The organism is Streptomyces sp. cg35 (genome assembly GCF_050410835.1).
In the GTDB taxonomy this organism is placed as follows: Bacteria; Actinomycetota; Actinomycetes; order Streptomycetales; family Streptomycetaceae; genus Streptomyces.
Genome location: NZ_CP191268.1, coordinates 5,416,982 through 5,440,933, shown reverse-complemented (window position 1 = coordinate 5,440,933; position 23,952 = coordinate 5,416,982). Strand labels below are relative to the sequence as shown.

The following is a 23,952-nucleotide window of genomic DNA, read 5'->3' as shown; positions in this document are numbered from 1 at the left end:
TGTCGACAAATCTCCAACGTCACCGCTCAGTTGCGGTGCCGGACGGCTCAGTTGCCCGTTTTGCTTCCCAGGTCGCCGACCCAGTCCTTCGCCGTCGAGAACCAGTCGGACAGCTGCGCCCAGTAGCCCTTGCCGGTGCCGATCCAGTCCTGCAGCGGCGTGAACTCCCAGACCAGCCAGCTCACCACGAACAGGATCACGATCATGAACAGGCAGCCCTTGAGGCAGCCGAGACCGGGAATCTTCATCGGGTTGGAGCTGCGCCGGCGCGGCTCGCGGGGCTCCCGGGCGGGCGGGGCCTGCCGGGGCTGCTGCGGCGGCGCGTACTGCTGCGGCTGCTGGCGCTGCGGGGCGTACGGCTGCGGCTGCGGTGTCTGCCGGCGCGGCTGCTGAGGCGCGTACTGCTGCTGCCGGGGCTGCTGCTCGGGACGCGACACCTGGCGCTGGGGGCGGCGGCGCAGCGGGTCCTCGTTCGGGTCGAGGTACTGGACCTGCGTCTGCTCGTTGCGGTCGCGGGCCGCGCGCAGCTGGTTCTGCCAGGGGTGCGGGTCGTCGGGGTTGCCGCCCGCCGGGTTCTGGCCGGGCTGGTGCGGCGGGACCGGCGGCATGACGGCGGTCGGATCGGCGGCACCTCGGTTCGGCAGCACGGAGGTGGGGTCCGCGTCCCCGTACTGGTTGGCCTGGCCGCCCTGATGGTTCATGACGCTGGTGGCGGCGTTCGGGTCGTACTGGCCCGCGTTGTTCGGCAGCACCTGGGTGGGGTCGGCGGCGCCGGGGACGTCCGGCACCTGCGCCGGGTCGGGGTCCGGCATCAGCAGGACGCCCACGCCCTCGGCGGCGGCGATCTGCGCGCTGTTCGCGTGCACGCCGATGCCCTCGGCGACGGTACGCAGGCCCCGCGCGAGGTTCTCGGCGCTGGGCCGCTCGTCCGGGTTCTTGCGCAGACAGCGCTCGATGACCGTCCACAACGGGTCGGGAACCGTGGAAGGGCGGCGCGGCTCGGCGCTGAGGTGCTGGTGGAGCACCTCGAGGGCGGAGCCGCCGGAGAACGGGGGCCGGCCGGTGACCAGCTCGTACAGCAGGATGCCCGCGCCGTAGATGTCGACGGCGCTGGTCTGCGGACGGCCCTCGGCGGACTCCGGGGCGACGTACGCGGGCGTGCCGACGAACTCGTGGGTGCGGGTCAGGCCCGGAGAGTCGGCGAGGCGCGCGATGCCGAAGTCGGTCAGCATCGGGTGCATGCCGCCGTCGTCCTGCTTGAGCAGCACGTTCGCCGGCTTCAGGTCGCGGTGCACGACGCCGTCCGCGTGGCTGGCGGCGAGCGCGTCGGCGATCTGCGCGGTCAGCAGCGCGGCCGCGACCGGCGAGAACGGACCGTTCTCGCGCAGATAGCGGTGCAGGTCCGGGCCGTCGATCAGGTCCATGACGAGAGCGAGCAGCTCGCCCTCCACGACCAGGTCGCGGGTACGCACGATGTTCGGGTGGGTGAGGCGCAGCAGGACGGAGCGCTCGCGCAGGAAGCGCATCACCACGTCCGCGTCGTTCGCCAGCTCCTCCTTGAGGACCTTGATCGCGACCGTCTCGCCGGGCTGCCCGGCGACGGCCGCCTCGGCGCCCGCGGTCTCGCGCTGGCGGGCCCGCCAGACGGTGCCCGTGGCGCCGCGTCCGAGCGGCTCCTCGAGCAGGTACTTGCTCCCTACCGGCCGCACGTCATGCGCTCCCTGCATCGGTACTTGCTTGGTCTGCCCGGTCCCGGGTGTTCCGACCCACTCTAGTGGCGGCGCCCCCGGTACAGGCTGTCGATCTTCTTCGACCCTTCTTGACCACTTTCCATGACCACGCCCCCCGACAAACCCGTGTTCGACGAGAAGACGCAAGCGCCGCGTTCTTGGTTGCCGTCCGCGCGACGTGACCGATCTCAAGCGGCCTCCAGGAGGCATGCACCAGGCACTTTTGCGGGCAGAGCCGACCAATCAAGATCACTTACGGGTGGGGGGCGGGCGTGTTGTCAGTGGCAGGTGCGAGGATGCCCCCAGCACTGGCTGACGTGCCCGTGGTGGTGGGGGGAATCCGCGGTGGGGACCGCGGGCCGGCCCCGTCCCGGGCGCCCGCGCAGAAGGGACCGCAGACGGCGATGCAGATCCGCCTTTCCGTCGTAGACCCCCTGGGCACGCGCCCCGACGCGTCCGCGCGCGACGCCGCCGCGGGCGGCGCCGTGGATGTGCTGGTCACCGCGCCGGCGGGCACCGCGCTCGCCGCCGTCGCCTCCGGACTGGCCACGGCCGTCGCGGGCGGCGACGCCCCGTCCTCCGTCCTGTACGCGGGTGCCGAGCGGCTCGACGCGCAGCGCTGCCTGCTCGGGGAGCCGCCGTTGACCGACGGTGCGGTGCTCTCGCTGGGCGCCCCCACGGACCCCGGGCCCGAGCCGGACGGCGCGGCCGCGCAGCTGCACGTGGTGGCCGGTCCGGACGCGGGCGGCGTCCATCTCCTGCACGGCGGGCAGATCCGCGTGGGGCGCTCCGCCGACGCGGACGTGCCGCTGGACGACCCGGACGTGTCACGGCTGCACTGCGCGGTGACGCTGGCCGCCGACGGCCGGGTCACGGTGGTGGACCTCGGTTCGACGAACGGGACGACGGTGGACGGCCGCCCTCTCGACGAGCGCCCCGTGCGCCTCTCCCCCGGCGCCCTGCTGCGCCTGGGCGAATCGGCGCTGCGGGTCTCCTGCGCGGGCGACGGGGCCCGCCCGGCGCCGCTCGCCACGGCGCCCGACGGCGAGGGGCACGTCCGGGTGACCTTCGGCGCGGCCGCGGAGCCCCAGGACACCACCGCCCCGGACGAGACCCGGCACGCGTACGGGGACGCCGCCTGGGGCGCCGCGGGTGAGCACCCGGCGGGCGCCGAGCCCATGGTCCCCGAGCAGGGCACGGCGCCCAACGTGGAGCAGACGCGGGCGGGCACACCGCCCCGCGGCACCGCGCTGCCCCGCACCCCGCGCCGGCGCGGGGGCCTCGGGCGGCTGCTGCGGCGCGGCCGCGACGAGCAGGACCAGCAGCACGAGATCCACGAGCCGTACGCGCTGCGCACCCCGCACACCCCCGAGACGTACGAGGACGGGCCGGACCCCGCGCCGGGCCCCGGGCCCCTCGCCGCCGAGACCTGGCCCGACGCCGCCTCCCTGCTGCTCACCGCGCTCGGCCCCGGTCCCCGGCTGTGGGAGCGCGGGCCCGGGCACCCGGAGTCGCTGGCCGTGCGGCTCGGCACCGTCGACCGGACGGGCCCCGGCGGTGGCGGGCTGCTGCCCGCGGTCCCGGTGACCGTGGGGCTCGCCGAGGCCGGCGCGCTGGGGCTCGCCGGTCCGCGGGCGCGGCTGGCGGGGCTGGCCCGCTGTGCCCTCGCCCAGCTCGCGGCGCTGCACGCGCCGGACCGCCTGGAGATCGTGCTGATCGCCACCGACCGGGCCAGGACCGTGCCGGAGCGCGTCGCCGAGTGGTCCTGGCTCGGCTGGCTGCCGCACGTCCGCCCGGCGCACGGCCAGGACTGCCGGCTGCTGCTGGCGTACGACCGCGAGCAGGCGGCGGCCCGCACCGGCGAGCTGCTGCGGCGGCTCGACGACCATGCGGCGGGCCTTCGCCCGGCGCGCACCGGGTCGGCGGAGGCGGAGGCGGCCGCCGTCTCGACCGTCGTCGTCATCGACGGCGACCCCGGGTCCGCCGCGCTGCGGGAGGCCACCGTGCGGCTCGCCGCCGAGGGGGCCCCGGCCGGGATCCATGTGCTGTGTCTGGCGGAGACGCCCGCCACCTCCCCCGCCTCGCCGGTCACCGAGACGTACGAGGCGGCCTGCGCGCAGTCCCCGGCGTTCCGGGCGTGCGGCGCCGTGGCCCTGCTCAGCGGGGACGTGGCGACGGCGCTGCGGCTGCACCGGGCCGCCCGCGGTCAGCTCGTCGGGCACGGCACGGTCGCCACGGTGGACGCCGTCTCGCTCGCCTGGGCGGAGCGTTTCGCGCGGGCGCTGGCCCCGCTGCGGACCGACGCGGGCGGGTCGGGTGCCCGGCACGCGCGCGTGTCCGCTCCGCTGCCTCATATCGCGCGGCTGCTGGACGAGTTGGGGCTCGCCCGGGCCACCCCGGCGTCCCTGATGGCCCGTTGGGCCGCCGCCGCGGACGATCCGGGGTCGATCGGCGGCCGGGTGTGGGCGGTGCTCGGGGCGGGGCCGCGCGGTCCCGTCGCCGTCGACCTGGCCGCGGACGGACCGCATCTGCTGGTCGAGGGGCCCGCGGGCAGTGGCCGTACGGAACTGCTGCGTTCGGTCGCCGCGTCCCTCGCCGCCGCCGAGCGGCCCGACCGGCTCGGCATCGTGCTCGTCGACGGGCAGGCCGGCGGCACCGGCGGCGACCGCGCCGAGGGGCTGCGGGTCTGCACCGACCTGCCGCACGTCACCACGCATCTGGGGGCCAACGACCCGGTGCGGATGCGGGAGTTCGCCCAGTCGCTGACCACGGAGCTGAAGCGGCGGGCCGAGCTCATAGGGCGTACGCACTTCACGGAGTGGCACACCCAGCGCGCGGTCTCGGGGCGGATGATCACCCAGCGCACCGCGCCGCCCTCCAGCGGTACCGGTGACCTGGAGGCGCCGCCGAGCTCCACGATCCGACTGCGGCCCGGTGCGGCGCGGGAGAAGACGGAGGCCGCGCCCCCGCTGCCGCGGCTCGTGGTCGTCGTCGACGATCTGGACGCGCTGCTCGCGCCGCCGCTCGGTTCGCCGGGGCGGCCCGCCGCCGGGTCCGTCGTGCGCGCCCTGGAGGCCGTGGCGCGGGACGGGGACCGGCTCGGGGTGCATCTCGTGGCGGCGTTCGCCGCCGGCGCGGCTCCGGGGTGGACGGCCCGGCCGCTGGTGGTGCTCGATCCGCCCGGGTCCGGCGTGGAGGATCCCGCGCCGGGGCGGGGGCGGTTGCACGGGGCCGACGGGCGGGACGTGGGGCTTCAGGCGGGCCGGGTGACCGGGCGGATCCCGCGGACGGCCACGCTGCGGCCGACGGTCGTCGCGCTGGACTGGGCGCGCATGGGGGATCCGCCGGACCGGCGCCCCGTAAGGGAGTTGGGGAACGGGCCCACGGATCTGGCCCTGCTGGCCAGTGCGCTGGAGCGGGCCGCCCGGTCCGTGGCCGCCCGGGAGGTGCCGTCGCTGTTGTGACGGGCCTGAGGACGAACGGGCCTGAGGACGAACGGGCCTGAGGACGGCTTGAGCGGGCATCGATCATGGATCGGGCCCGGCACCGTCACATCATCGGGCCCCTGGCTCAACTCCCGTGCTGCATATAGACGTTGACGTATCACGACCCCGTCACGATCACCGCCTTGACACCACGGGCACTCTTGCCGGTTCTCCCTGGTCGGGCGTAGACCAGTGCGCACGGGACAGCGCTCGGTACGTACGTTCAGCGTTCAGGACGAGAACGGGGCAGTGATGCGCAGCACTCTTCGGACACCCATATTCCGCCGGGCCGTCGTGGCGGTGACCGCGGGGTCACTGGCCCTCGCGCTCACCTCCTGCGGGGGCGACAGCAAGGACGACGAGCCGAGCGGGGACAGCGGCGGCACGTCGCCGTCCTCCGGGCTTCAACTCCCCAAGCTGGACGGTGAGTCGCTGGAGATCGCCGCGGTGTGGACCGGTGACGAGCAGAAGAACTTCAAGCAGGTGCTCAGCGAGTTCGAGAAGCGGACGGGCGCGAAGGTCACGTTCGTACCGGCGCAGGACCCGATCATCAACTTCCTGGGGTCGAAGGTGGCGGGCGGCGCCCCGCCGGACGTCGCGATGCTGCCGCAGCCCGGCGCTATCAAGCAGGCCGTCGACAAGAAATGGGCCAAGCCGCTCGGCAAGGACGCCCAGGCCCAGCTCGCCAAGAACTACAGCAAGGGCTGGCAGGACCTGGGGACGGTCGACGGGACGCAGTACGCGGCCTACTACAAGGCCGCCAACAAGTCGCTGGTCTGGTACAACGCCAAGGTCTTCGAGAACGCGGCGGCCCAGGAGCCGAAGACCTGGAAGGAGTTCCTGTCGACCGCGCAGGCCGTCTACGACTCCGGTGTGACGCCGGTGTCGATCGGCGGCGCCGACGGCTGGCCGCTGACCGACTGGTTCGAGAACATCTACCTCTCCCAGGCGGGCCCGGAGAAGTACGACCAGCTGGCCAAGCACGAGATCAAGTGGACGGACCCGACGGTCAAGAAGGCGCTGACCACGCTCGCGCAGCTGTGGGGCAAGAGCGACTTCATCGCGGGCGGCAACAAGGAAGCGGTGCAGACCGAGTTCACGAAGTCGGTCGAGCAGACCTTCACCGGCGGCGACCAGCCCAAGGCCGGGATGGTCTACGAGGGCGACTTCGCGCAGGTCAACATCCAGCAGACCAAGGCGAAGATCGGGACGGACGCGAAGGTGTTCCCGTTCCCGGCGGTCGGCGACCAGGCGCCGGTGGTCAGCGGCGGTGACGCGGCGGTGATCCTGAAGGACTCCAAGGCCTCGCAGGCCCTGGTGACGTGGCTGGCCTCGCCGGAGGCGGCGACCATCCAGGCCAAGCTGGGCGGCTACCTCTCCCCCAACAAGAACGTGGACCTGTCGGCGTACCCGAACGAGGTGCAGCGCACGATCGCCAAGGCCGTCATCGACGCGGGCGACGACTTCCGCTTCGACATGTCGGACCAGACCCCGCAGGCGTTCGGCGGCACCCCCGGCAAGGGCGAGTGGAAGGCGCTGCAGGACTTCCTGGTGAACCCGAAGGACGTCGCGGGCACCCAGCGGACGCTGGAGGCCGAGGCGGCCAAGGCGTACAAGGACTGACGGGGCGATGACACCGGCCGCCGACGGCGGCGGCCCGGACAACGCCGCCAAGTCACCGGACACCTCGGCCGACTTGGCGGCGACGCCCTCCGGGCCCGCCCCCGACAAGACCCCCGAGAAGACCGCCGTGAAGAACTCCGCGAAGACCTCCGTGCAGACCACCGACACGGCTTCCGGCCGGGCTTCCGCCACGCCTCCAGGCCGCTTCAAGAGCGTGACCGGCACCCGCCGGACGGTCGCGGTGCTGTTCCTGCTGCCCGCGCTCGTGCTGCTCGGCGCGCTGGTCGTGTACCCCATCGGGTTCTCGATCGTGCGCAGCTTCTTCGACGCGTCGGGCGACTCGTTCATCGGGTTCGACAACTACGAGACGCTGTTCACGCGCGCCGACACCAAGGCCGCGATCAACAACAACATCTTCTGGGTGGTGCTCGCCCCGACGGTCGCCACGGCACTCGGCCTGATCTTCGCCGTGCTGACGGAGCGCATCCGCTGGGGCACCGCGTTCAAGGTCGTCGTCTTCATGCCGATGGCGATCTCGATGCTGGCCGCGGGCATCATCTTCCGGCTGGTGTACGACCAGGACCCGGAGAAGGGCGCGGTGAACGCGGTCTGGGTCGGCATCCACGACACGTTCGCCGAGTCGTCCGCGTTCCCGAAGGCGCATCCGCGGCCGAACGGGACGCTCGCCGGGCAGAGCGGCGGCCCCTACCTCACCAAGGAGCCGGTGCGGGCCGGGCAGCCGGTGAAGCTCGCGCTCGTCGGTGTCGCCGCCGATCAGATGCCGAAGGACGCGAAGCCGGCGAAGGAGCCGCGCAACGCGCCGGCCGAGGTCACCGGCACCGTCTGGCAGGACTTCACGCTCGGCAAGGGCGCGGGCGGTGTGAACGGTCTCGACTCCACCGAGCTCGGCTACCCGGGCATGCGGATCGAGGCCGTCAAGGGCGGCCAGGTGGTGGCCTCCACCACGGCCGCGGCCGACGGCACGTTCGCCCTGCCCGCCAAGGCCGACGGCGCGAAACTCCGGCTGCCCGCCTCGAACTTCAAGGAGGCGTACAACGGCGTCGACTGGCTCGGCGACAAGAAGTTCTTCACGATCCACCTGGGCGGCTTCGACTTCTACCTCAACATCGTGACGACCTCGATCATGGTCTCGTACGTGTGGATGTGGGCCGGCTTCGCGATGGTGCTGATCGGGGCCGGACTCGCCAGCATCCCGCGGGAGTTGCTGGAGGCGGCCCGGGTGGACGGGGCGTCCGAGTGGCAGGTGTTCCGGCGGGTCACGGTGCCGCTGCTCGCGCCGGTGCTCGCCGTCGTCCTGGTGACCCTGATGATCAACGTCCTGAAGATCTTCGACCTGATCTTCATCATCGCGCCCGGTGCCTCGCAGGACGACGCCAATGTGCTGGCGCTGCAGCTGTACCGGTCGGCGTTCAACGACGACGACGTAGGCCTGGCCAGCGCGATCGCGGTCCTTCTGCTGCTGCTCGTGATCCCGGTGATGTGGTTCAACATGAGGCGACTTCGGCGGGAGGCACGGCGATGACCACCGTCGACGAGTCAGTGAAGGCACGGCGCTCGTTCGCGAGCCGCGTCACCGAGAGGGTCGGCGGCGGCGTCGTGCAGTTCGTCCTGGTGCTGGTGGGCGCCATGTGGCTGGTGCCGACGGTGGGGCTGCTGCTGTCCTCGCTGCGCAGCCCGGCGGACATGGCGGCGAGCGGCTGGTGGAAGGTGTTCAGCGAACCCTCGCAGCTCACCTTCGACAGCTACCGCAGCCTGCTGGAGAACTCCGACATCACCAAGTCGCTGGTCAACACGATCCTGATCACGGTGCCGGCGACCCTGCTGGTCATCGTCATCGGCTCACTGGCCGGGTACGCGTTCGCCTGGATGGAGTTCCCGGGCCGCGACTGGTGCTTCCTGATCGTGGTGGGGCTCCTGGTGGTGCCGGTGCAGCTCGCCCTGGTGCCGATCGCCAAGCTCTTCGGCAGCATCGGGATCTTCGGCTCGCTGCTCGGCGTGATCCTCTTCCACGTCGGGTTCGGGCTGCCGTTCGCGGTGTTCCTGCTGCGGAACTTCTTCGCGGAGATCCCCCGCGAACTCCTGGAGGCGGCACGCCTGGACGGCGCCGGTGAACTGCGCCTGTTCGTCCGGGTCGTGATGCCGCTGGGCGGTCCGGCGATCGCCTCGCTCGGCATCTTCCAGTTCCTGTGGGTGTGGAACGACATGCTGGTCGCGCTGATCTTCACGGACACCGGCAGCCAGCCGATCACGGTCGCCCTGCAGACCCAGGTCCGGCAGTTCGGCAACAACATCGACGTGCTCGGCCCCGGCGCGTTCATCTCGATGGTGATCCCGCTGGCCGTGTTCTTCGCGTTCCAGAAGCAGTTCGTGTCCGGCGTGATGGCGGGCGCCGTGAAGTAGTTCCACCGTCGCGGCATCGGGGGGGGCGGGCCAGGAGAACACGGCCCGCCCCTCTCGCCTGCGACGTTGTCCCCCGGATGGCACATCCGGCGTAACCCGGTCACTCCGTCGGGCGTTCCCGGGCAGTATGCCCGCGCCGACCCATGGATGTGCGACCTTGCCCCGGTTCAGTGTCATCGTCCCCGTGTACAAGGTGCAGGCATACCTGCACGAGTGCCTCTCCTCGGTCCTGGACCAGTCCTTCACCGACCTCGAAGTGATCGCGGTGGACGACTGCTCGCCGGACGCCTGCGGGTCGATCATCGACGAGTTCGCGGCGCGGGACGCCCGTGTCACGGCGGTCCACCTCGACGAGAACGTCGGCCTCGGCCGCGCCCGCAACGCGGGCCTGCGGCACGCCACCGGCGACTACGTCCTGTTCCTCGACAGCGACGACACCCTCACCCCGGGCGCGCTGCGGGCGATCGCGGACCGCGTCAAGGAGACCGGCTTCCCCGACGTCCTGCACTACGACTACGCGCGCACGTTCTGGGACGGCCGCGAGGTCCGCAACCAGTACGCGCATCTGCTGACCCAGGAGGGCCCCGCACCGTTCCGTCTCGCGGACCGTCCGGGCCTGCTGAGGATCCTGATGGTGGTGTGGAACAAGGCGTACAGCCGGGAGTTCATCGAGCGGGAGGGCTTCTCGTTCCCCCCTGGTTACTACGAGGACACTCCGTGGACCTACCCAGTTCTGATGGCCTCCGAGACCATCGCGACCCTGGACCGGGTCTGCGTCCACTACCGCCAGCGCCGCCAGGGCAACATCCTGGGCACGACGTCCCGCAAGCACTTCGACATCTTCGACCAGTACGAGCGCGTCTTCGAGTTCCTCGACCAGCACCCCGATCTGGACGCCGAGTGGCGGCCGGTCCTCTTCCGCCGCATGGTCGACCACCTGTCCACGATCTTCACCAAGCGGGGCCGGCTGCCGCGCCGCAGCCGGGCCGAGTTCCTGCGCAGATCCCGCGCGCACTACGCCCGGTACCGCGTCCAGGGGGTCCGGGTCCCGCGCCGGACCCGGCTGCGGCACGCCCTGGTCCGTCTCGGCTCGCACCGCACGTACCGGGCCCTGTGGCTGGCCCTGCGCGTCGCGCGGCGCGCGGGCCGGTACGCGGCGACGGCCCGCCGCACCCTGCGGGCGGCCGTCCTGCAGCTCCACTACCGGGTCCAGCTGCGGCTCCCGGTACGGCCGCACGAGGCGGTGTTCACCAGCTACTGGGGCCGCGGCCACGGCTGCAACCCGGGCGCCCTGGAGGAGGCGTTCCGTGAGCACGCCCCGCGGGTGCGCACCTCCTGGATCGCCCTTCCCGAGCACCAGCACACGATCCCGGCGGGCACCCGGCGGCTGACGCCGGGCACGGCCGCGTACTGGACGGCGCTCGCCCGCTCCAAGTACCTCGTCAACAACGTCAACTTCGACCGCCGCCTGGTCAAGCGCCCCGACCAGGTCCTGATCCAGACCCAGCACGGCACCCCGCTGAAGAAGATGGGCCTGGACCTCCAGGACCATCCCGCGGCCGCCCGCGACACGGACTTCGGGCAGCTGCTGCGCAACGCCGACAAGTGGGACTACGTCCTGTCCTCCAACCGCCACTCCACCCTGGTCTGGGAGCGCGTCTTCCCGGCCGCGTACACGACCCTCGAGTACGGCTATCCGCGCAACGACCGCTTCCGGAGAGCCACTTCGGAGGAGGTCGCGCGCATCCGGGAGTCGCTCGGCATCCCGCGCGACGCCGTCGCGATCCTCTACGCCCCCACGCACCGGGACTACCGGGTCGCCCAGCGCCTCACGCTGGACCTGGACCGGATGCTGCGCACCCTGGGCCCGCGCTTCGTGATCCTCACCCGCGCCCACCACGCGTACGACGCCCCGCTGACCAGCGCGGCGCGGGACCGCCTCATCGACGTGTCGGACCACCCGAGCGTCGAGTCCCTCTGCCTGGCCTCGGACGCGCTGGTCACGGACTACTCGTCCCTGATGTTCGACTACGCGTGCCTGGACCGGCCCCTGGTGATCCACGCCGACGACTGGGAGGCATACGAGGCGGCCCGCGGCACCTACTTCGACCTGCGGTCCTTCCCGCCGGGCGCGGTGGCCCGCTCCGAGGACGAACTGATCGACATCTTCGCCACCGGGCACTGGCGCGGCTCGCGCTCCGCGCAACTGCGGGCCGCGTTCCGCGAGCGGTTCTGCGCGTACGACGACGGGCGCGCGGGCGAGCGCGTCGTGCGGCACCTGGTGCTCGGCGAGACGGTGGCCACGCCGTCGGCCGCGCGCGGCGTACCGCACCAGACCGCCGAACCGTCCGGCACGGCTGTTCCCCACCTCTGACCCCACCTCTGACCCCACCTGAGACCCCGCATCCGGATCCGCACCCCCGGATCTCCACACCGACACGGGAGTTGACATGCAGCACGAGCCCCATGCTCTGCCGCGCCCGGCCGCCCTCGCCGAGGTGAAAGGCTGGTTCCACAACATCGACCAGGTGCTCTTCGACTGGTTCCTGACCCGGCAGCGCGAGCGCGGCCAGAAGGGCGATCTGCTCGAGATCGGCGCCTACATGGGCAAGAGCGCCGTCTTCATGGGCCAGTACCTGGAGGCGGGCCAGACGTTCACCGTCTGCGACCTCTTCGACTCGCCCGCGTCCGACACCGCGAACGACAAGGAGATGAACAAGTCGTACAGCACCCTGACACGGGCCGCGTTTGAGGCCAACTACCAGGCTTTCCATGACGAGTTGCCGCGGGTCGTCCAGGGGCCCTCGCACGTGATCACGTCCCTGGTGGACGCGGACAGCTGCCGCTTCGTGCACGTCGACGGCTCGCATCTGTACGAGCACGTGCGGGGCGACATCGAGGCGGCCCGCGCGCTCCTCGGCGAGGACGGCATCGTGGTGCTCGACGACTTCCGGGCCGAGCACTGCCCGGGCGTGGCCGCGGCCACCTGGGGCGCGGTCGCCACGACCGGCCTGAAGCCGCTGTGCATCACGGCGACCAAGTTCTACGGGACCTGGGGCGCGACCGAGCCGGTCCGCGGCGAGCTGGGCACGATGCTGGCCGGCCGGGACGACTTCTGGCACGGGGCCGAGGAGGTCGCCGGGCAGTCGATGATCCGGATCGACGGCCGCAAGGCGCGGATCCCGGCCCAGCCGAGGTCCCGGTACGAGGCCGAGGGCGGGGCCGCGACCGCGGCGGCCCCGGCGCCGAAGGTCTCGTCGAAGGGGCTGCTGCGGTCGCTGCTCGGCCGGTAGCTACCGCTCCAGCAGGCCGAACAGGTCCTCCCACAGCTCCAGGACCCGCTCCTCGGAGAACCGCTGGACGTTGATCCGTGCCCGCTCCCCCATGGCGTCCCGCATCCGCGGGTTGCCGGTGAGGCGCAGCAGCCGGTCGGCGAGGGCGTCGACGTCACCGAGCGGCGCGAGGAGCCCGTCCTCGCCGTCGCGGACGATCTCGCGGACACCGGGCGCGCAGTCGAACGCGGCGCACGGCACGGCGCTGGCCATGGCCTCCATGAGGGCCAGCGGGAAGCCCTCGCCGCGGGAGGACTGCACGAACACGGAGGAGGCGGCGAGGGCGCCCGGCACGTCGTCGGTGCGCCCGAGCCACTTCACCGACCCGTCGAGCCCCAGCTCGGTGCACTGGCGCCGCAGTTGGGGCTCGTCCGCGCCCGCCCCGTACACGTGCAGCTGCCAGTCGGCACGGAACGGCGCGACCTTCGCCCAGGTGTCGAGCAGCATGTCGACGCCCTTCTGGTCGGCGAGGCGGCCGATGGAGCAGACGACGTTCTCGGCGCGCGGCGAGGGGACGGCGGGCAGGTGGGCGAGGGCGTTGGGCATGAAGTCGACGTTGTCCAGGCCCTCGGCCGTCCAGATGTCGGCGTCCTCCTGGGTGAGCGCGAGCCAGCGGTCGACGTGCGGGTAGTGCCGCTTCACCCAGTGGTAGCGGTGGCAGGCGCGGGAGTACGCGAACGACTCGTGGCTCATGCCGATCAGCGTCAGGTGCGAGGTGTCGATCTCGCGCAGCCACTCCATCGGCCACACCTGGGTGACGACCACGACGGAGCCGGGTCGCGCCTCGCGCAGGATCCCGTCGAGCGTGGCGACGGCCCGCTTCTTCGCGGCGATCCGGCGGCTCTCGCGGCGGCGGGCGGGCACGCTGAGGCGGCGGGCGCCGCGCAGCGGGCGCGGGGTCGGCGGGTGCTGCTCGTAGAGGCTGGTCACCGGGTAGCCGGGGGCCTCGGGCACCGCCATCTTCAGGTCGGACTCGTGGACGCCGATGACGTGCACGCGGTGTCCTGCGCCCGTGAACAGGCGGGCCATCTGGTGGGTCCAGGCGGTGACGCCGCCGAGTTCGTCGGTGGTGTTGGCGACGAGGAAGAGGTCGCGGGCCGCGGTCATGAGCCTGCCTTTCGCGTGAAGAGCGCGTCGACGACGGCGCGGGCGGCGCCTCCGTCGTCGTACGTCCCGAACTCGGCGGCGAACGCGCGCCGCGCCTCCCGCCAGTCGCCGTCCGACTCCTTGATCCCGGCGAGGGTGCGGTGCAGCTCGTCCTGCGTCGCGACGACCGGACCGCCGGCGCGGGCGCGCAGGTCGAAGTAGCTGCCGCGCTCGGCGGCGTACGTGTCGAGGTCGGGCGCGAAGTGCACGATCGGACGGTCGAGGAGCGCGTAGTCGAACATGATCGACGAGTAGTCGGTGATCAGCACGTCGGCGAGGCAGAGCAGTTCGCTGACGTCGTGGTGGGCGGACACGTCGAGGACGGTGCCGGGCGGGGTGACCGGCAGGGTCGCGGCCTCCATGTAGTGGGCGCGCACGAGCAGGACGTGCGTGTCCCCGAACTGCTCGGCGAACGCGCGCACATCGAGCGGGAGCCGGACCTTGCGGTTCTTGGGGGTGCCGCGGAACGTGGGCGCGTACAGGACGACGGTCCGGTGGTCGGGGATGCCGAGTCCGGCGGCCAGGGCCGGGCGCGGGAAGCGGCCCTGGCGCTCGTCGCGCTTCCTGGTCTCCACGAGGCGGTCGTTGCGCGGGTAGCCGACGCGCATCAGCCGCTCCTCGGGGAGGCGGTAGGCGCGGGCGAGGGTCTTCACGTCGTGCTCGGAGCGCACCAGGAAGTGGTCGAACCGGCCGACCGCGCGGGCGAGTTGCTCGCGCTGCGGGGCGTTCTGCGTCTTGTGCCGGATCTCGTCGAAGCCCATCCGCTTGTACGCGGAACCGTGCCAGGTCTGCAGGTACGTGGTGTGCTTCGGCTTGTCGAGGGCGTGCGGGAAGCCCTGGTTGTCGACCCACCACTCGGCGCGGGCCAGCGCCCACAGGTATCGCCACGACCAGCGCCGGACCAGTGTGGCGTCCTTGGGGAAACCGGTCGGGTCCTTCGCGTACGACCACACGACACGCGCGCCGCGCCGCCGTGCGATCAGTTCCTCGTGGACGGCGCGGGGGCTGTCGCCGTAGCACTTGCCCATGTGGCTCTCGAAGACGACGGTGCCGCGGCTGACGGGCAGCCGGCACAGGACCCGGCGGTAGACGCGGATCTTGACGCGCTGCGTGTGCAGGGCCTCGTGCTTCTTGCGGAGCTTCTTCCAGAGCTGCTTGACCTTGCGGGCCGGGCGGAAGTTCGTGGCGTAGCGGGCGAGCGCGTTGGCCTTGCGGGCGGGGCGCCTGCGCGGCAGCAGGCACACGGCGAGGTGGTGCTTCGCGGTGACGTACGGCTGCCAGGTGTCGGCCGTCAGCCGGGACAGCCGGGGCCTGGCCGGCAGGGCCGTCGCCTTGGCGGGGACGGCGTCCTTCTCGGCGAACAGGTCGAGCGGGGGCAGGAGTTCACCGTCGATGCCGAGGCGCAGCCGGGGGTCCCACACACGGTCGCCGATGCCGCGCGGGCGCAGCGCCCGGGTGAGGGGGACGGCGGCGCGCCAGCTGACGGTGTCGCCGTGCTCGCCCCGCAGCCGGACGTCGTCGACGGGCACGGTCACGGTCCGCTCGCCGGCGTCGCGCACCTTGAAGTCGAGGGTCGCGGTGAGGACGCCGGCGCGGGCGCCGTCGAACAGGCCGAGCGGCACGACGACCTCGCCCTCGATGACGAGCGTCCCGTTCTCGCGTGCGCACCGGGTGACGCGGTTGAGGAGGGTGAGGTCGCGGTGCGCCCGGTGCTGGTGGCCGAGTTCGGTGACGTCGTAGGCGGCGTCGGTGTGGCGCGCGCTCCAGTGGACGCGCCCTTCGGTGCGGGCCAGCGGGGTCACGACGGTGCCGGGCCGCTGCAGGGCGTACGCGGCGGTGTGCACGCCGTCCGCGTCCCCGTCGGCGAGCAGCCGGACGGCGACGCGTTCCAGGGGCGGGAGCCCGGCGAGCACCTCGGCGTCGACCAGTCCGTCCAGCAACTGTGCGATCTGGGCCGCGTGTTGGGCCCTGCGGGTCCGGTCGGGGCCGAGGAAGGCGCGGGCGCACGGCAGGACGTGGTCGGCGACGAAGGCGTGCGCGCGGCGGTCGCGCAGCTCCGGGTCGGCGATCAGGGTGAGGGCGTGCCGGTGCGCGGCGACGGCGGCCTGGAAGTCGCGCAGCGGGTCGGGGGCGGCGCGGTGGGTGGTGATCAGGTTCGGGACGAGGGCGATCCGGCGGGCGGCGACGGCGAGCGCGAGCCCGGTCGCGCCGTCGCCGAACAGCGGACGGCGCACGCAGTACCCGGCCGTCAGCGCGTCCCGGGTCACGAGCTCCGGCGCCTGGGCCACCGTCTCCAGGACCCGTGACCTGGCGTACAGGCCGGCGGACCACTCGGGGGCGCGCTGCTTGCCGCCGTTGCCGGTGAGCCGGGTCCAGCGGCCCGCGACCAGGTCGGCGCCGGTGCGGCGGGCAGCCGCGAAGAGGTTGCGGCAGGCGTTGCGCTCCAGGATTTCGCCGGGGGCCAGCGGCAGGACGTACGTGCCGCGGGGGGCGCCGACGCGGACCCGGTGCGGGTGGTCGGCGGCGAGGGCGGCGCCCGCCTCGCCGGCGCCGGCGCCGGTGAGCGCGGCCTCCGTGCCGGCGAGGGTCTGGTCCAGGGCGGAGCGGACGGTGGCCCGCAGCCGCGCCGGGTCGGTGCCCGCCGGGCAGTCGACGAGGACGCTGACGTCGAAGAGTTCGGCGGCGCTCATCGGCGGCCCCCGTCCACACCGTGGGCGAGCATCGCGTCGGCGACCTGCGCGGCGGCGCTGCCGTCGTCGAGATCGCAGAACGCCTCCCGGAACCGCGCGTACCCGTCGCGGTGCCCGGCGACCGCGGCGTCCGGGTCGAGGAGCGCGGCGATCACCTCGTCGCTGGTGCGCAGCAGCGGCCCCGGCGCCTGCGCGGCGAAGTCGAAGTAGAAGCCGCGCAGGGAGTCCCGGTAGTGGTCGAGGTCGTAGGTGTGGAACAGCATCGGCCGGCCGGTCTGCGCGAAGTCGAACATCATCGAGGAGTAGTCCGTCACCAGCACGTCGGCGATCAGCAGGAGTTCGGCCGCGTCCGGGTGGCGGGACACGTCGCGGACGAAGTCGGACACGGGCACGGCGCCGCCGACCAGGTAGTGGCGGCGCACCAGGAGGACGTGGTCGTCGCCGAGCGCGGCCTGCGCCGCCGCCAGGTCCAGCTGGAGGTCGAGGCCGTAGCGGCCCGCCTTGCGGGGCTGGTTCTCGCGCCAGGTCGGGGCGTAGAGGATGACGCGCTTGCCGTCGGGGATGCCGAGGCGCTCGCGCACGGACGCGGCGAGCTTGTCGCGGTCCGCGGCGTGCAGCACGTCGTTGCGCGGGTAGCCGGAGGCGAGGACGTCGCCGGTGTAGCCGAAGGCGCCGCGCAGGACGGGCGTGGAGAAGCTGTTCGGGGAGACGAGCAGCGACCACTGGTCGGCGCGGGCGGGCAGCGTGGCGATGTACTTCGCGTCGGCGGAGGCGCTGCCCAGCAGGTCCCGGCCGATCCGCTTGAGGGGCGTGCCGTGCCAGGTCTGGACGACGTACTGGCCCTCGGCGCGCTCGAACCACTCGGGCAGGTGGGTGTTGGTGACGATGTACCGGCAGCGGGCCAGCGCCTCGTACCAGGCGGCGCTCCACAGGGCGACGGGCGTGGCGCCGGGCGGCAGTTCCACCTGCTGGTCGCGGACGGCCCACAGGTGCTCCAGCTCGACGCCCCGGGAGGCGAGTTCGTCGAAGACGGCGCGCGGCGAGTCGGAGTGCTGGCGCCCGTCGAAGCTGACGTAGAAGACGGCGTCGCGGCGCGGCAGGGTGCGCTGCGTGGCGTAGGCGGTGCGCAGCGCCTGCTGCGCACCGCGCCCGCGGTCCCGCTCGGGCAGTGACGAGCCCGAGGTGAGCAGCAGCTGGTCGTGGTGGCGGCGCTGCACGGTGAAGTCCCGGCCGCCCAGGGCCCGGGTGAGCGGCAGGTCCGGGTGGCGGACGGGCGCGACGAGGACGGGGACGCGGTGGTCGGGGTCGCTGTCGCCCGCCGGGCGCAGGAACAGGTACCAGTTGCCCTCGGCGAGCGGCAGGGTGCCGGCCGGCCCGGGGAGGGCGTGGGCCGTCAGCGTGGCCTCGAAGCGGCCGTCGGCGAGCGTCACCGGGACGACGGTCTCCTCGGCGTGGCCGCTGTGGGCGAGGACCAGTTCGCGCCGGCCGGCGTCCGGATAGCTGCCCGCGAGGAGCAGCCGCCCGGACTCCTCCCAGCGGACGGTGTCGACGACGGGCCGCACGGTCTGGTCGCGCAGTTCGGTGTTGCCGGACGGGTTGGCGAGGATCATCAGCTCCCGGCCGCCGGGCAGGCCGTAGCGGCCGGGCGCGATGTCGGGGCGCACGGCGAGCGAGGACCAGCCGCCGCCCTCGCGGACCAGACCGGCGCCCCACGGGTCCGCGGGCCCTTCCGACGCGCCGAACAGGGCCAGCGGGACCCGGGCGGTGAAGGTGCGGCCGTCGACGGCGACGGGCAGGTCGTGGGCCTCCTTGCTGCGCCAGTTCTCGACGCGCAGGGCGACCAGGCCGCCGGGCGCCCCGGCGCTCAACTCGCCCTTGATCGTGATGTGTTCGCCGTCGCCGGTGTGCTCGACGAGCCGCGCCTGCAGCCTCTCCACCCGCAGCCGCAGCCGGCCGCCCCGCAGGGTGGGCGCGATCCGCAGGAAGTCGTCGAGGTGGCGTACGGGCAGCGGACAGGGGCCGCTCATCCGGACCGGCCCGGTGCGCGGCAGCAGGCCGCCCGCGAAGGCGCCGAGCTCCAGGTTCCAGGTGGTGCCGGTCTGTCCGGTGACCAGCTTCGCCGGGTCGACGACGGTCTCGAACCCGGCCCGGTCGTAGCTGTGCAGGCCCTGCTTGGAGGCGAGCGTGGCCTCGCGCGAGCGGACGGTGCGCAGCCGCAGCGGCACGGCCCGGCGCCGGCCCGCGCGCAGCCAGGCGACGCGGGCGCGGGCGCGGAACCGGCCCGCGGGCAGGTTGCGCACGTACGCGTAGCCCTTGAGCCGCAGCTTGCCGTCGTCGCCCCAGGCCGCGTGCGTGACCCGGGCGTCCAGCGGCAGGTCGGCCTTGGCGAGGCCGACGATCCTGCGGGGCAGCCGTCCGGTCACGGCGGGGAAGTCGGCGCGGCGCCCGCGCAGCCCGCGCCGGGCCCGGAAGGCGCCCGGGTTCGCCTTCTCGTACGCCATGAAGGCGAGCAGCTCCGTAGTGCGGCGCTCGCGGATCAGCCGCCAGCGCACCCGCAGGCCGAGCGGCAGCGCGTCGAGGACGGCCGGGTCGACGCTGTCGGCGAAGGAGTTGGCGTGGTCGAGGAACGCCTCGTGGTACTCGGCGTCGCCGTCGGGCAGCGCCTCCATGAACATCCACAGGTCACCGGCGAGCACCGAGGAGTCGTAGCGCCGCTTGGCCTCCTGCCACTCGGCCCGCCCCGCGAGGAAGTCGCTGACGTGGGCGACGGAGGCGGTCCGGTCGTGCACGGCGCGCGGGATGGCGCGCCGGTTGGAGATCGAGCCGTCGCGGTCGCGCCAGAGGTAGACGGTGTCGTGCAGGACGTCGACGGAGCGGGCTTGGAAGTGGGCGGGCAGCACGACGGGGATGTCCTCGAAGAGCACGCCTTCCGGGAAGGCGAAGGAGTGCGCGTCCCAGAAGTCGCGCCGGAACACCTTGTTGCAGGCGATCCGGTCGGCGATCAGGTCCCAGTCGCGGGTGATGTGACTGACGGTGCGGGTGGTGGCCATCGCCTTGCGGAACATGGGCGACTGGTCCGTGGAGCCGTCGGCGCGCAGCCGGAAGACATTGCCGGTGACGAAGTCGGACCCCGACTCCTCGATGGTGGCGAGCATCAGCTCGTAGGCGCCCTCGGGGATCACGTCGTCGCTGTCCACGAAGGCGAGGTGGGTGCCGGTGGCGTGCCGGGCACCGGCGTTGCGGGCGGCGCCGAGGCCGGCGTTGGCCTGCTCGACGAGCCGGAACCGGGAGTCCCCGGCGGCGAATGCGCGCGCGATCCCGCCGCTGCCGTCGGTGGAGCCGTCGTCGACCATCACGACCTCGAGGTCCGGCATGGTCTGCGCCGACAGCGACTCCAGGCAGGCGCCGAGGTAGTCCTCGACGTTGTAGATGGGGACGACGACGGTGAGGCGGGGTGTCATGCGCTGCGCACATTCCTTCCGGCGAACGACGATGGACCGGCGGTGGGCCTTCGAGAGGCCTACTCGTTAACAACCGGTGACGCCGTTCCCGGTCACCCGTCCTGGGCCATACGAGTGATCACGCCTCGGCCCCCGCATCCTTCGACGCGGGGGCCGGTCGCCAAATACGCGCAGGTGAGCAGCAGTTCACGGCTTGACCGCGATGCGCCCCTCGTCCATGCGGAGCAGCAGCAGCCGCTCGCCGGTGCGCTCCAGGAACTCGTCGACGGCCTGGCGGGAGCCCTGCCAGTAGCCGTAGTCGTCGATGAGCAGGACGCCGCCGGGCACCAACCGGTCGTAGAGGTGGTCGAGTTCGTGCTTGGTGGAGGCGTACCAGTCGGTGTCGAGCCGCAGGATCGCGATCTTGTCGGGGGCCTCGCCGGGCACCGTGTCCTCGACCTTGCCCGGCACGTAGTGGACGCGCTCGGCCGGGTACGGCACGTTCCCGAAGCCGGACTTGACGTCGTCGAGGGTGGCGTACGCCCAGATCGCCTTGTCCTTGTCGTTGCGCGCGAGGATGTCGGCGGCGGGCGTGCCGTCGCGCCGCAGGTCCTCCTCGGTGGGCGGGGTCATGCCCTCGAAGGTGTCGAAGAGGTACAGGTCGCGGTCGGTGACGCCACAGCCGAGCAGCGTCTTCGCACAGGCCTGCATCGAGCCGCCGCGCCACACGCCGCACTCGACGACGTCGCCGGGGATGCCGTGCCGGACGACGTACCGGGTGGCGAGGATGAACGCGTTGAGCCGCTCCGGGGACGTCATGGTCCACGGCTTGACCGCGCGGATCGTCTCCTTGGCCTCGTCGTCGTAGTCGACGGGCAGCTTGAGCCCCTTGGGCCTGGCGGGTGCGGGCGCGGGCGGCGCGGGCTTCGGGGGCTGCGGGGCCGCGGCGCGCGGGGCGGGCACCTGCGGTCGGGTCAGCTGGTATCCGGTGAGCGTCCGCAGGGCGCCGTTGACAGCTTTCTTCCATGCCATGGGGCGGGACACTACGCGCATTTCACCCTTCATGTCACACTCAGTCAACTCCTGATTACTTTAAGTGCGTTGACGGTGTGCCCACCAGCGGCGGGCCGGTTCCTCGACATAGGCGTACGCGGCCCAGGACAGGGCGACGACGACGGTCGCGACGCCGATCAGGGCGAACACGTTCTGGTCGCCGGGCGCGGCCTGTCCCCAGCGGTCGAGGATCAGCCGGTTCACGGTCTGGTGCAGCAGGTAGAAGGCGTACGACCAGGCGCCGAGCCGCACCATGAGCGGCGTGCAGAGCCAGCCGCGCTCACCGTCCCGCTCGCGCCGCACATACGCGACGATCACCAGCGCGGAGAACAGGGCGACCAACGGCCGCACGGTCCAGTCGAGTTGGCCGGAGACGGCCGGACCGAACCAGTCCTCGCGATGCACGTACACCACGGTGTACGCGGCGAAGGCGGCGGTCAGGACGCCCGGCCGCAGCGGCAGGCGCAGCCCGCGTCCCACCGCCAGCGCGAGGGCGACGCCCAGCGCGAACTCGGGCAGCCGGGTCACCGGGTGCCGCATCAGCCATTCGCAGTGGAAGGGCGAAAGGTGCGTGGCGGCCCACCAGTTGACGCCCCACATGGCGACGAGCCCGGCCGCCGCGACGGCCAGCAGGGCCCGGGTGCGCAGCCGGTAGGCGCCCCGGATGACGAACGGGAACAGGAGGTAGAAGAACGCCTCGACGCTCAGCGTCCACGACACCCCGTTGCCCGGGAACATCGGCACGACGCCGGGGAACCAGGTCTGCACGAGCACCAGTGAGGCGAGGAAGCTGGGCAGGTCCCAGGGCACGCCGCCCCACACGTGGAACACCCAGATGCAGGGCACCGTCGCGGCCAGGTGCAGGGGCAGGATGCGGCCCGCGCGCCGCAGGTAGAAGTCGCGGGCGGGGGTCCCGGCGCGGTGTCCCCAGGCCAGCAGGAACCCGGACAGGACGAAGAAGAACCCGACGCCGTTGACGCCCATCGTCGAGTACGGGAACAGGGCGGGCGCGTGGGCGACGCCGCCGGTCGGGCTCGCGCCCGTGAAGTGGTGGGTGAACACGGCGAACGCGGCGAGGAAGCGGAGGCCGGTCAGCGAGTCGAGCCGGTCCGTACGGGGGACGTGGGCCCGCTGCCGCAGCGGGGGCTGGTGCGGGACCAGGGCGGTGGTCATCGGGTCACCTCCGCGGCGGCGAGCACGACGGGGGCGCTGCGCACGGGGGCCAACGGGATGGGTTCAGCGGCGCCGGGGGGCGGGACGCGCCTGCCGGGGGGCGGTACCTCGCCCCGTGCGGGCGCATAGTGGCCGATCGCCGCGGCCCGGCCCGGCACCAGGCGCGCCCCGCAGTCGCCGAGGCGGCCGCCCTCCGCGTGCTTCTCGTGGCGCATCCGGTCGACCCGGGGCCGCGCCCACTCCCGTACGGCGGCGATGCGGCGGGCCCCGCCGGGGACGGCGGAGGCGAGCACGTAGTCGCCGCCGTTGTCCTCCCGGTACAGCGGCACGTATCCGGCGGCGGCGAGCCGGGCGGCGGTCAGACCGGACCGCCCCGGCCAGGCGCCGTGGGAGTGGATCAGCTCGGGGCGGACCTCGTCCAGCACGTACCGCGTGAGGGCCGCCTTGTCGTGGGCCGCGTACGCGTCGGCGATCCTGCGGTCGGTGAGCCCGGCGACGTCGACGACCCGCAGCCGGCTGGCGAGCAGCGTGCCGCCGAGGTCGGGCAGCGCGGCGGTGGCGCCGGGGCGCAGGGCGAGCCGGTCGGCGTACGTGTCGAAGGTGCGGCCGTAGCGGTCGGCGACCCAGCACATGGAGAGCGTCGGCTCGGCGGTGAACCGCTCGTCGTGCGCGCCCTGCCCGGCCAGGGAGAGGGTGAGCGCGCCGCCGAGGGCGCAGCCGAGCAGGGCCCGGGCGCGCGGCCGGGCCCCGCTCCACGCGGCGGTGACGGCGAGCGCGGCGACGGCCGAGCCGAGCACCCACACCGGGGTGGCGAACCGGTACAGCGGCATCCAGTCCCGCGCGAGCGCCCCGTACGCGAGGAGGGTGAGGGTGAGCGGCACGCACAGCACGCCGATCACCCGCCGCACGGGACCCGGCCGCCCGAGGGCGAGCCCGGCGCACGCCACGCAGACGAGGACGAAGGCCCAGCCGGCGTACCCGATGAGCTCCCCCACCTTCGCCAGCTCTGCGGTGTCCGGCGGCTCCTGCGACTTGGCGACGGCCGTGTTGGGCACCCAGCGCCCGAACTCCGCGTGCCGCCACAGCAGGAAGAGGCCGTACCCCGCGCCGAACACCGCGCAGTGGCACAGGGCCGCCCGCAGCGCGCCCGGGCGGCGCAGCAGCAGCACGGTCAGCGGGTACGCGGCGGCGAGCACGGCGCCGTCGGGGCGGGTCAGGGCGGCGAGCAGCGCGAGAGCGGCGGCGGCGCACGCGGCCCGGGGCGTGGCGCCGCCGCGGACGAGCAGCAGGGCGAGGGCCGCGGCGAGCAGCCCGTACAGGGAGTTCTCCAGACCGGAGAAGCACCACACGACGTACGCCTGGTCGGCGGCGAGCAGCGCGCCCGTACCGAGGACGACGAGCCACGCGCGCGCGGGCAGCGCCACCCGCGCCGCTCCCCCGACGCACGCCAGCGTCCCGGCGACACAGCCGAGGGCGAGGGCCTTCGGGAACAGCGCGAGATCGCTCACCCCGAACCACGCGCCGCGGTCGAAGAGGCCGAGCACCCGCCCGACGAGCAGCAGCGCCAGCCAGGCCGGGTTCGAGTACCCCTCGACGGGCGGGGATCCCGCCTGCTGCACCGGGCCGAGCCCCTCCCCGATGCTGCGCACATAGGCGAAGGTGACGGCGGCGTCGTCGACGATCCACTGCCCGAGCCCCGCGGCGCGGACGGCGACGAGGGCGGTGCCGGCGAGCACGGCGACGGGCACGGCCCAGGACCGGGACGGGGTGTCGGGCGGAGCGCCGGAGCGGCGGGCGCCGGGGACGGCGGGGCGGGACGGGGCGGGACGGTTCAGGATCTTCATCCACTGCCCAACCCC

At 73.3% G+C, this 23,952-nt stretch carries 13 protein-coding genes; 6 read left to right on the top strand and 7 right to left on the bottom strand.

Annotation, left to right across the window (positions count from 1 at the left end; translation table 11 throughout):
* Positions 1 to 47: 47 nt before the first annotated feature.
* Positions 48 to 1,709, bottom strand: a complete 1,662-nt coding sequence (locus tag ACQUQD_RS24880) for a serine/threonine-protein kinase (protein ID WP_428954342.1) — start codon at positions 1,707 to 1,709, stop codon at positions 48 to 50.
* A 425-nt stretch (positions 1,710 to 2,134) separates the two neighbouring features.
* Here ACQUQD_RS24880 and ACQUQD_RS24875 point away from each other — a divergent pair, with 425 nt between their 5' ends.
* From ACQUQD_RS24875 to ACQUQD_RS24850, 6 genes are all read left to right on the top strand, one after another.
* A complete protein-coding gene (locus ACQUQD_RS24875) occupies positions 2,135 to 5,194 on the top strand; it encodes an FHA domain-containing protein (RefSeq protein ID WP_428954341.1) in 3,060 nt (1,019 codons plus the stop codon).
* A 273-nt stretch (positions 5,195 to 5,467) separates the two neighbouring features.
* Positions 5,468 to 6,838 (top strand): ABC transporter substrate-binding protein, encoded by a 1,371-nt coding sequence (locus ACQUQD_RS24870; protein WP_428954340.1) that lies wholly within the window; start codon positions 5,468 to 5,470, stop codon positions 6,836 to 6,838.
* 214 nt (positions 6,839 to 7,052) lie between these two features.
* On the top strand, positions 7,053 to 8,381 hold the full coding sequence (locus ACQUQD_RS24865; RefSeq protein WP_428957646.1) for a carbohydrate ABC transporter permease: 1,329 nt from the start codon (positions 7,053 to 7,055) through the stop codon (positions 8,379 to 8,381).
* Positions 8,378 to 9,259, top strand: a complete 882-nt coding sequence (locus ACQUQD_RS24860; RefSeq protein ID WP_428954339.1) for a carbohydrate ABC transporter permease — start codon at positions 8,378 to 8,380, stop codon at positions 9,257 to 9,259. Before ACQUQD_RS24865 ends, ACQUQD_RS24860 begins: the two co-directional genes overlap by 4 nt.
* Positions 9,260 to 9,416: 157 nt before the next feature.
* Positions 9,417 to 11,633, top strand: a complete 2,217-nt coding sequence (locus ACQUQD_RS24855; RefSeq protein WP_428954338.1) for a bifunctional glycosyltransferase/CDP-glycerol:glycerophosphate glycerophosphotransferase — start codon at positions 9,417 to 9,419, stop codon at positions 11,631 to 11,633.
* Positions 11,634 to 11,709: 76 nt separating this feature from the next.
* Positions 11,710 to 12,552: a class I SAM-dependent methyltransferase gene (locus tag ACQUQD_RS24850; protein WP_428954337.1), complete on the top strand. Its 843-nt coding sequence runs from the start codon at positions 11,710 to 11,712 to the stop codon at positions 12,550 to 12,552.
* Here the strand turns inward: ACQUQD_RS24850 and ACQUQD_RS24845 are convergent, their stop codons facing one another.
* The 6 genes from ACQUQD_RS24845 to ACQUQD_RS24820 all read right to left on the bottom strand — a co-directional run bounded on the left by ACQUQD_RS24845 (position 12,553) and on the right by ACQUQD_RS24820 (position 23,937).
* Positions 12,553 to 13,698: a glycosyltransferase gene (locus ACQUQD_RS24845; protein WP_428954336.1), complete on the bottom strand. Its 1,146-nt coding sequence runs from the start codon at positions 13,696 to 13,698 to the stop codon at positions 12,553 to 12,555.
* A complete protein-coding gene (locus tag ACQUQD_RS24840) occupies positions 13,695 to 16,427 on the bottom strand; it encodes a CDP-glycerol glycerophosphotransferase family protein (protein ID WP_428954335.1) in 2,733 nt (910 codons plus the stop codon). The genes ACQUQD_RS24845 and ACQUQD_RS24840 overlap by 4 nt, the downstream gene beginning before the upstream one ends.
* A complete protein-coding gene (locus ACQUQD_RS24835; protein ID WP_428954334.1) occupies positions 16,424 to 19,888 on the bottom strand; it encodes a bifunctional glycosyltransferase/CDP-glycerol:glycerophosphate glycerophosphotransferase in 3,465 nt (1,154 codons plus the stop codon). Before ACQUQD_RS24835 ends, ACQUQD_RS24840 begins: the two co-directional genes overlap by 4 nt.
* Positions 19,889 to 20,074: 186 nt before the next feature.
* Positions 20,075 to 20,899: a TylF/MycF/NovP-related O-methyltransferase gene (locus ACQUQD_RS24830; RefSeq protein ID WP_428954333.1), complete on the bottom strand. Its 825-nt coding sequence runs from the start codon at positions 20,897 to 20,899 to the stop codon at positions 20,075 to 20,077.
* Between the two features lie 60 nt (positions 20,900 to 20,959).
* Complete coding sequence (locus tag ACQUQD_RS24825) at positions 20,960 to 22,093, bottom strand: acyltransferase family protein (RefSeq protein WP_428954332.1); 1,134 nt, start codon at positions 22,091 to 22,093, stop codon at positions 20,960 to 20,962.
* The gene (locus ACQUQD_RS24820; protein ID WP_428954331.1) at positions 22,090 to 23,937 is read right to left on the bottom strand and encodes a hypothetical protein; all 1,848 of its coding nucleotides are present in this window, start codon (positions 23,935 to 23,937) and stop codon (positions 22,090 to 22,092) included. Before ACQUQD_RS24820 ends, ACQUQD_RS24825 begins: the two co-directional genes overlap by 4 nt.
* Positions 23,938 to 23,952 lie beyond the last annotated feature (15 nt).

Bases quoted from the DNA above. Each gene is read 5' to 3' on its own strand.
- ACQUQD_RS24825 (WP_428954332.1), bottom strand. From the start codon at position 22,093: ATGACCACCGCCCTGGTCCCGCACCAGCCCCCGCTGCGGCAGCGGGCC.
- ACQUQD_RS24835 (WP_428954334.1), bottom strand. From the start codon at position 19,888: ATGACACCCCGCCTCACCGTCGTCGTCCCCATCTACAACGTCGAGGAC.
- ACQUQD_RS24850 (WP_428954337.1), top strand. From the start codon at position 11,710: ATGCAGCACGAGCCCCATGCTCTGCCGCGCCCGGCCGCCCTCGCCGAG.
- ACQUQD_RS24820 (WP_428954331.1), bottom strand. From the start codon at position 23,937: ATGAAGATCCTGAACCGTCCCGCCCCGTCCCGCCCCGCCGTCCCCGGC.
- ACQUQD_RS24860 (WP_428954339.1), top strand. From the start codon at position 8,378: ATGACCACCGTCGACGAGTCAGTGAAGGCACGGCGCTCGTTCGCGAGC.
- ACQUQD_RS24845 (WP_428954336.1), bottom strand. From the start codon at position 13,698: ATGACCGCGGCCCGCGACCTCTTCCTCGTCGCCAACACCACCGACGAA.
- ACQUQD_RS24875 (WP_428954341.1), top strand. From the start codon at position 2,135: ATGCAGATCCGCCTTTCCGTCGTAGACCCCCTGGGCACGCGCCCCGAC.
- ACQUQD_RS24840 (WP_428954335.1), bottom strand. From the start codon at position 16,427: ATGAGCGCCGCCGAACTCTTCGACGTCAGCGTCCTCGTCGACTGCCCG.
- ACQUQD_RS24830 (WP_428954333.1), bottom strand. From the start codon at position 20,899: ATGGCATGGAAGAAAGCTGTCAACGGCGCCCTGCGGACGCTCACCGGA.
- ACQUQD_RS24870 (WP_428954340.1), top strand. From the start codon at position 5,468: ATGCGCAGCACTCTTCGGACACCCATATTCCGCCGGGCCGTCGTGGCG.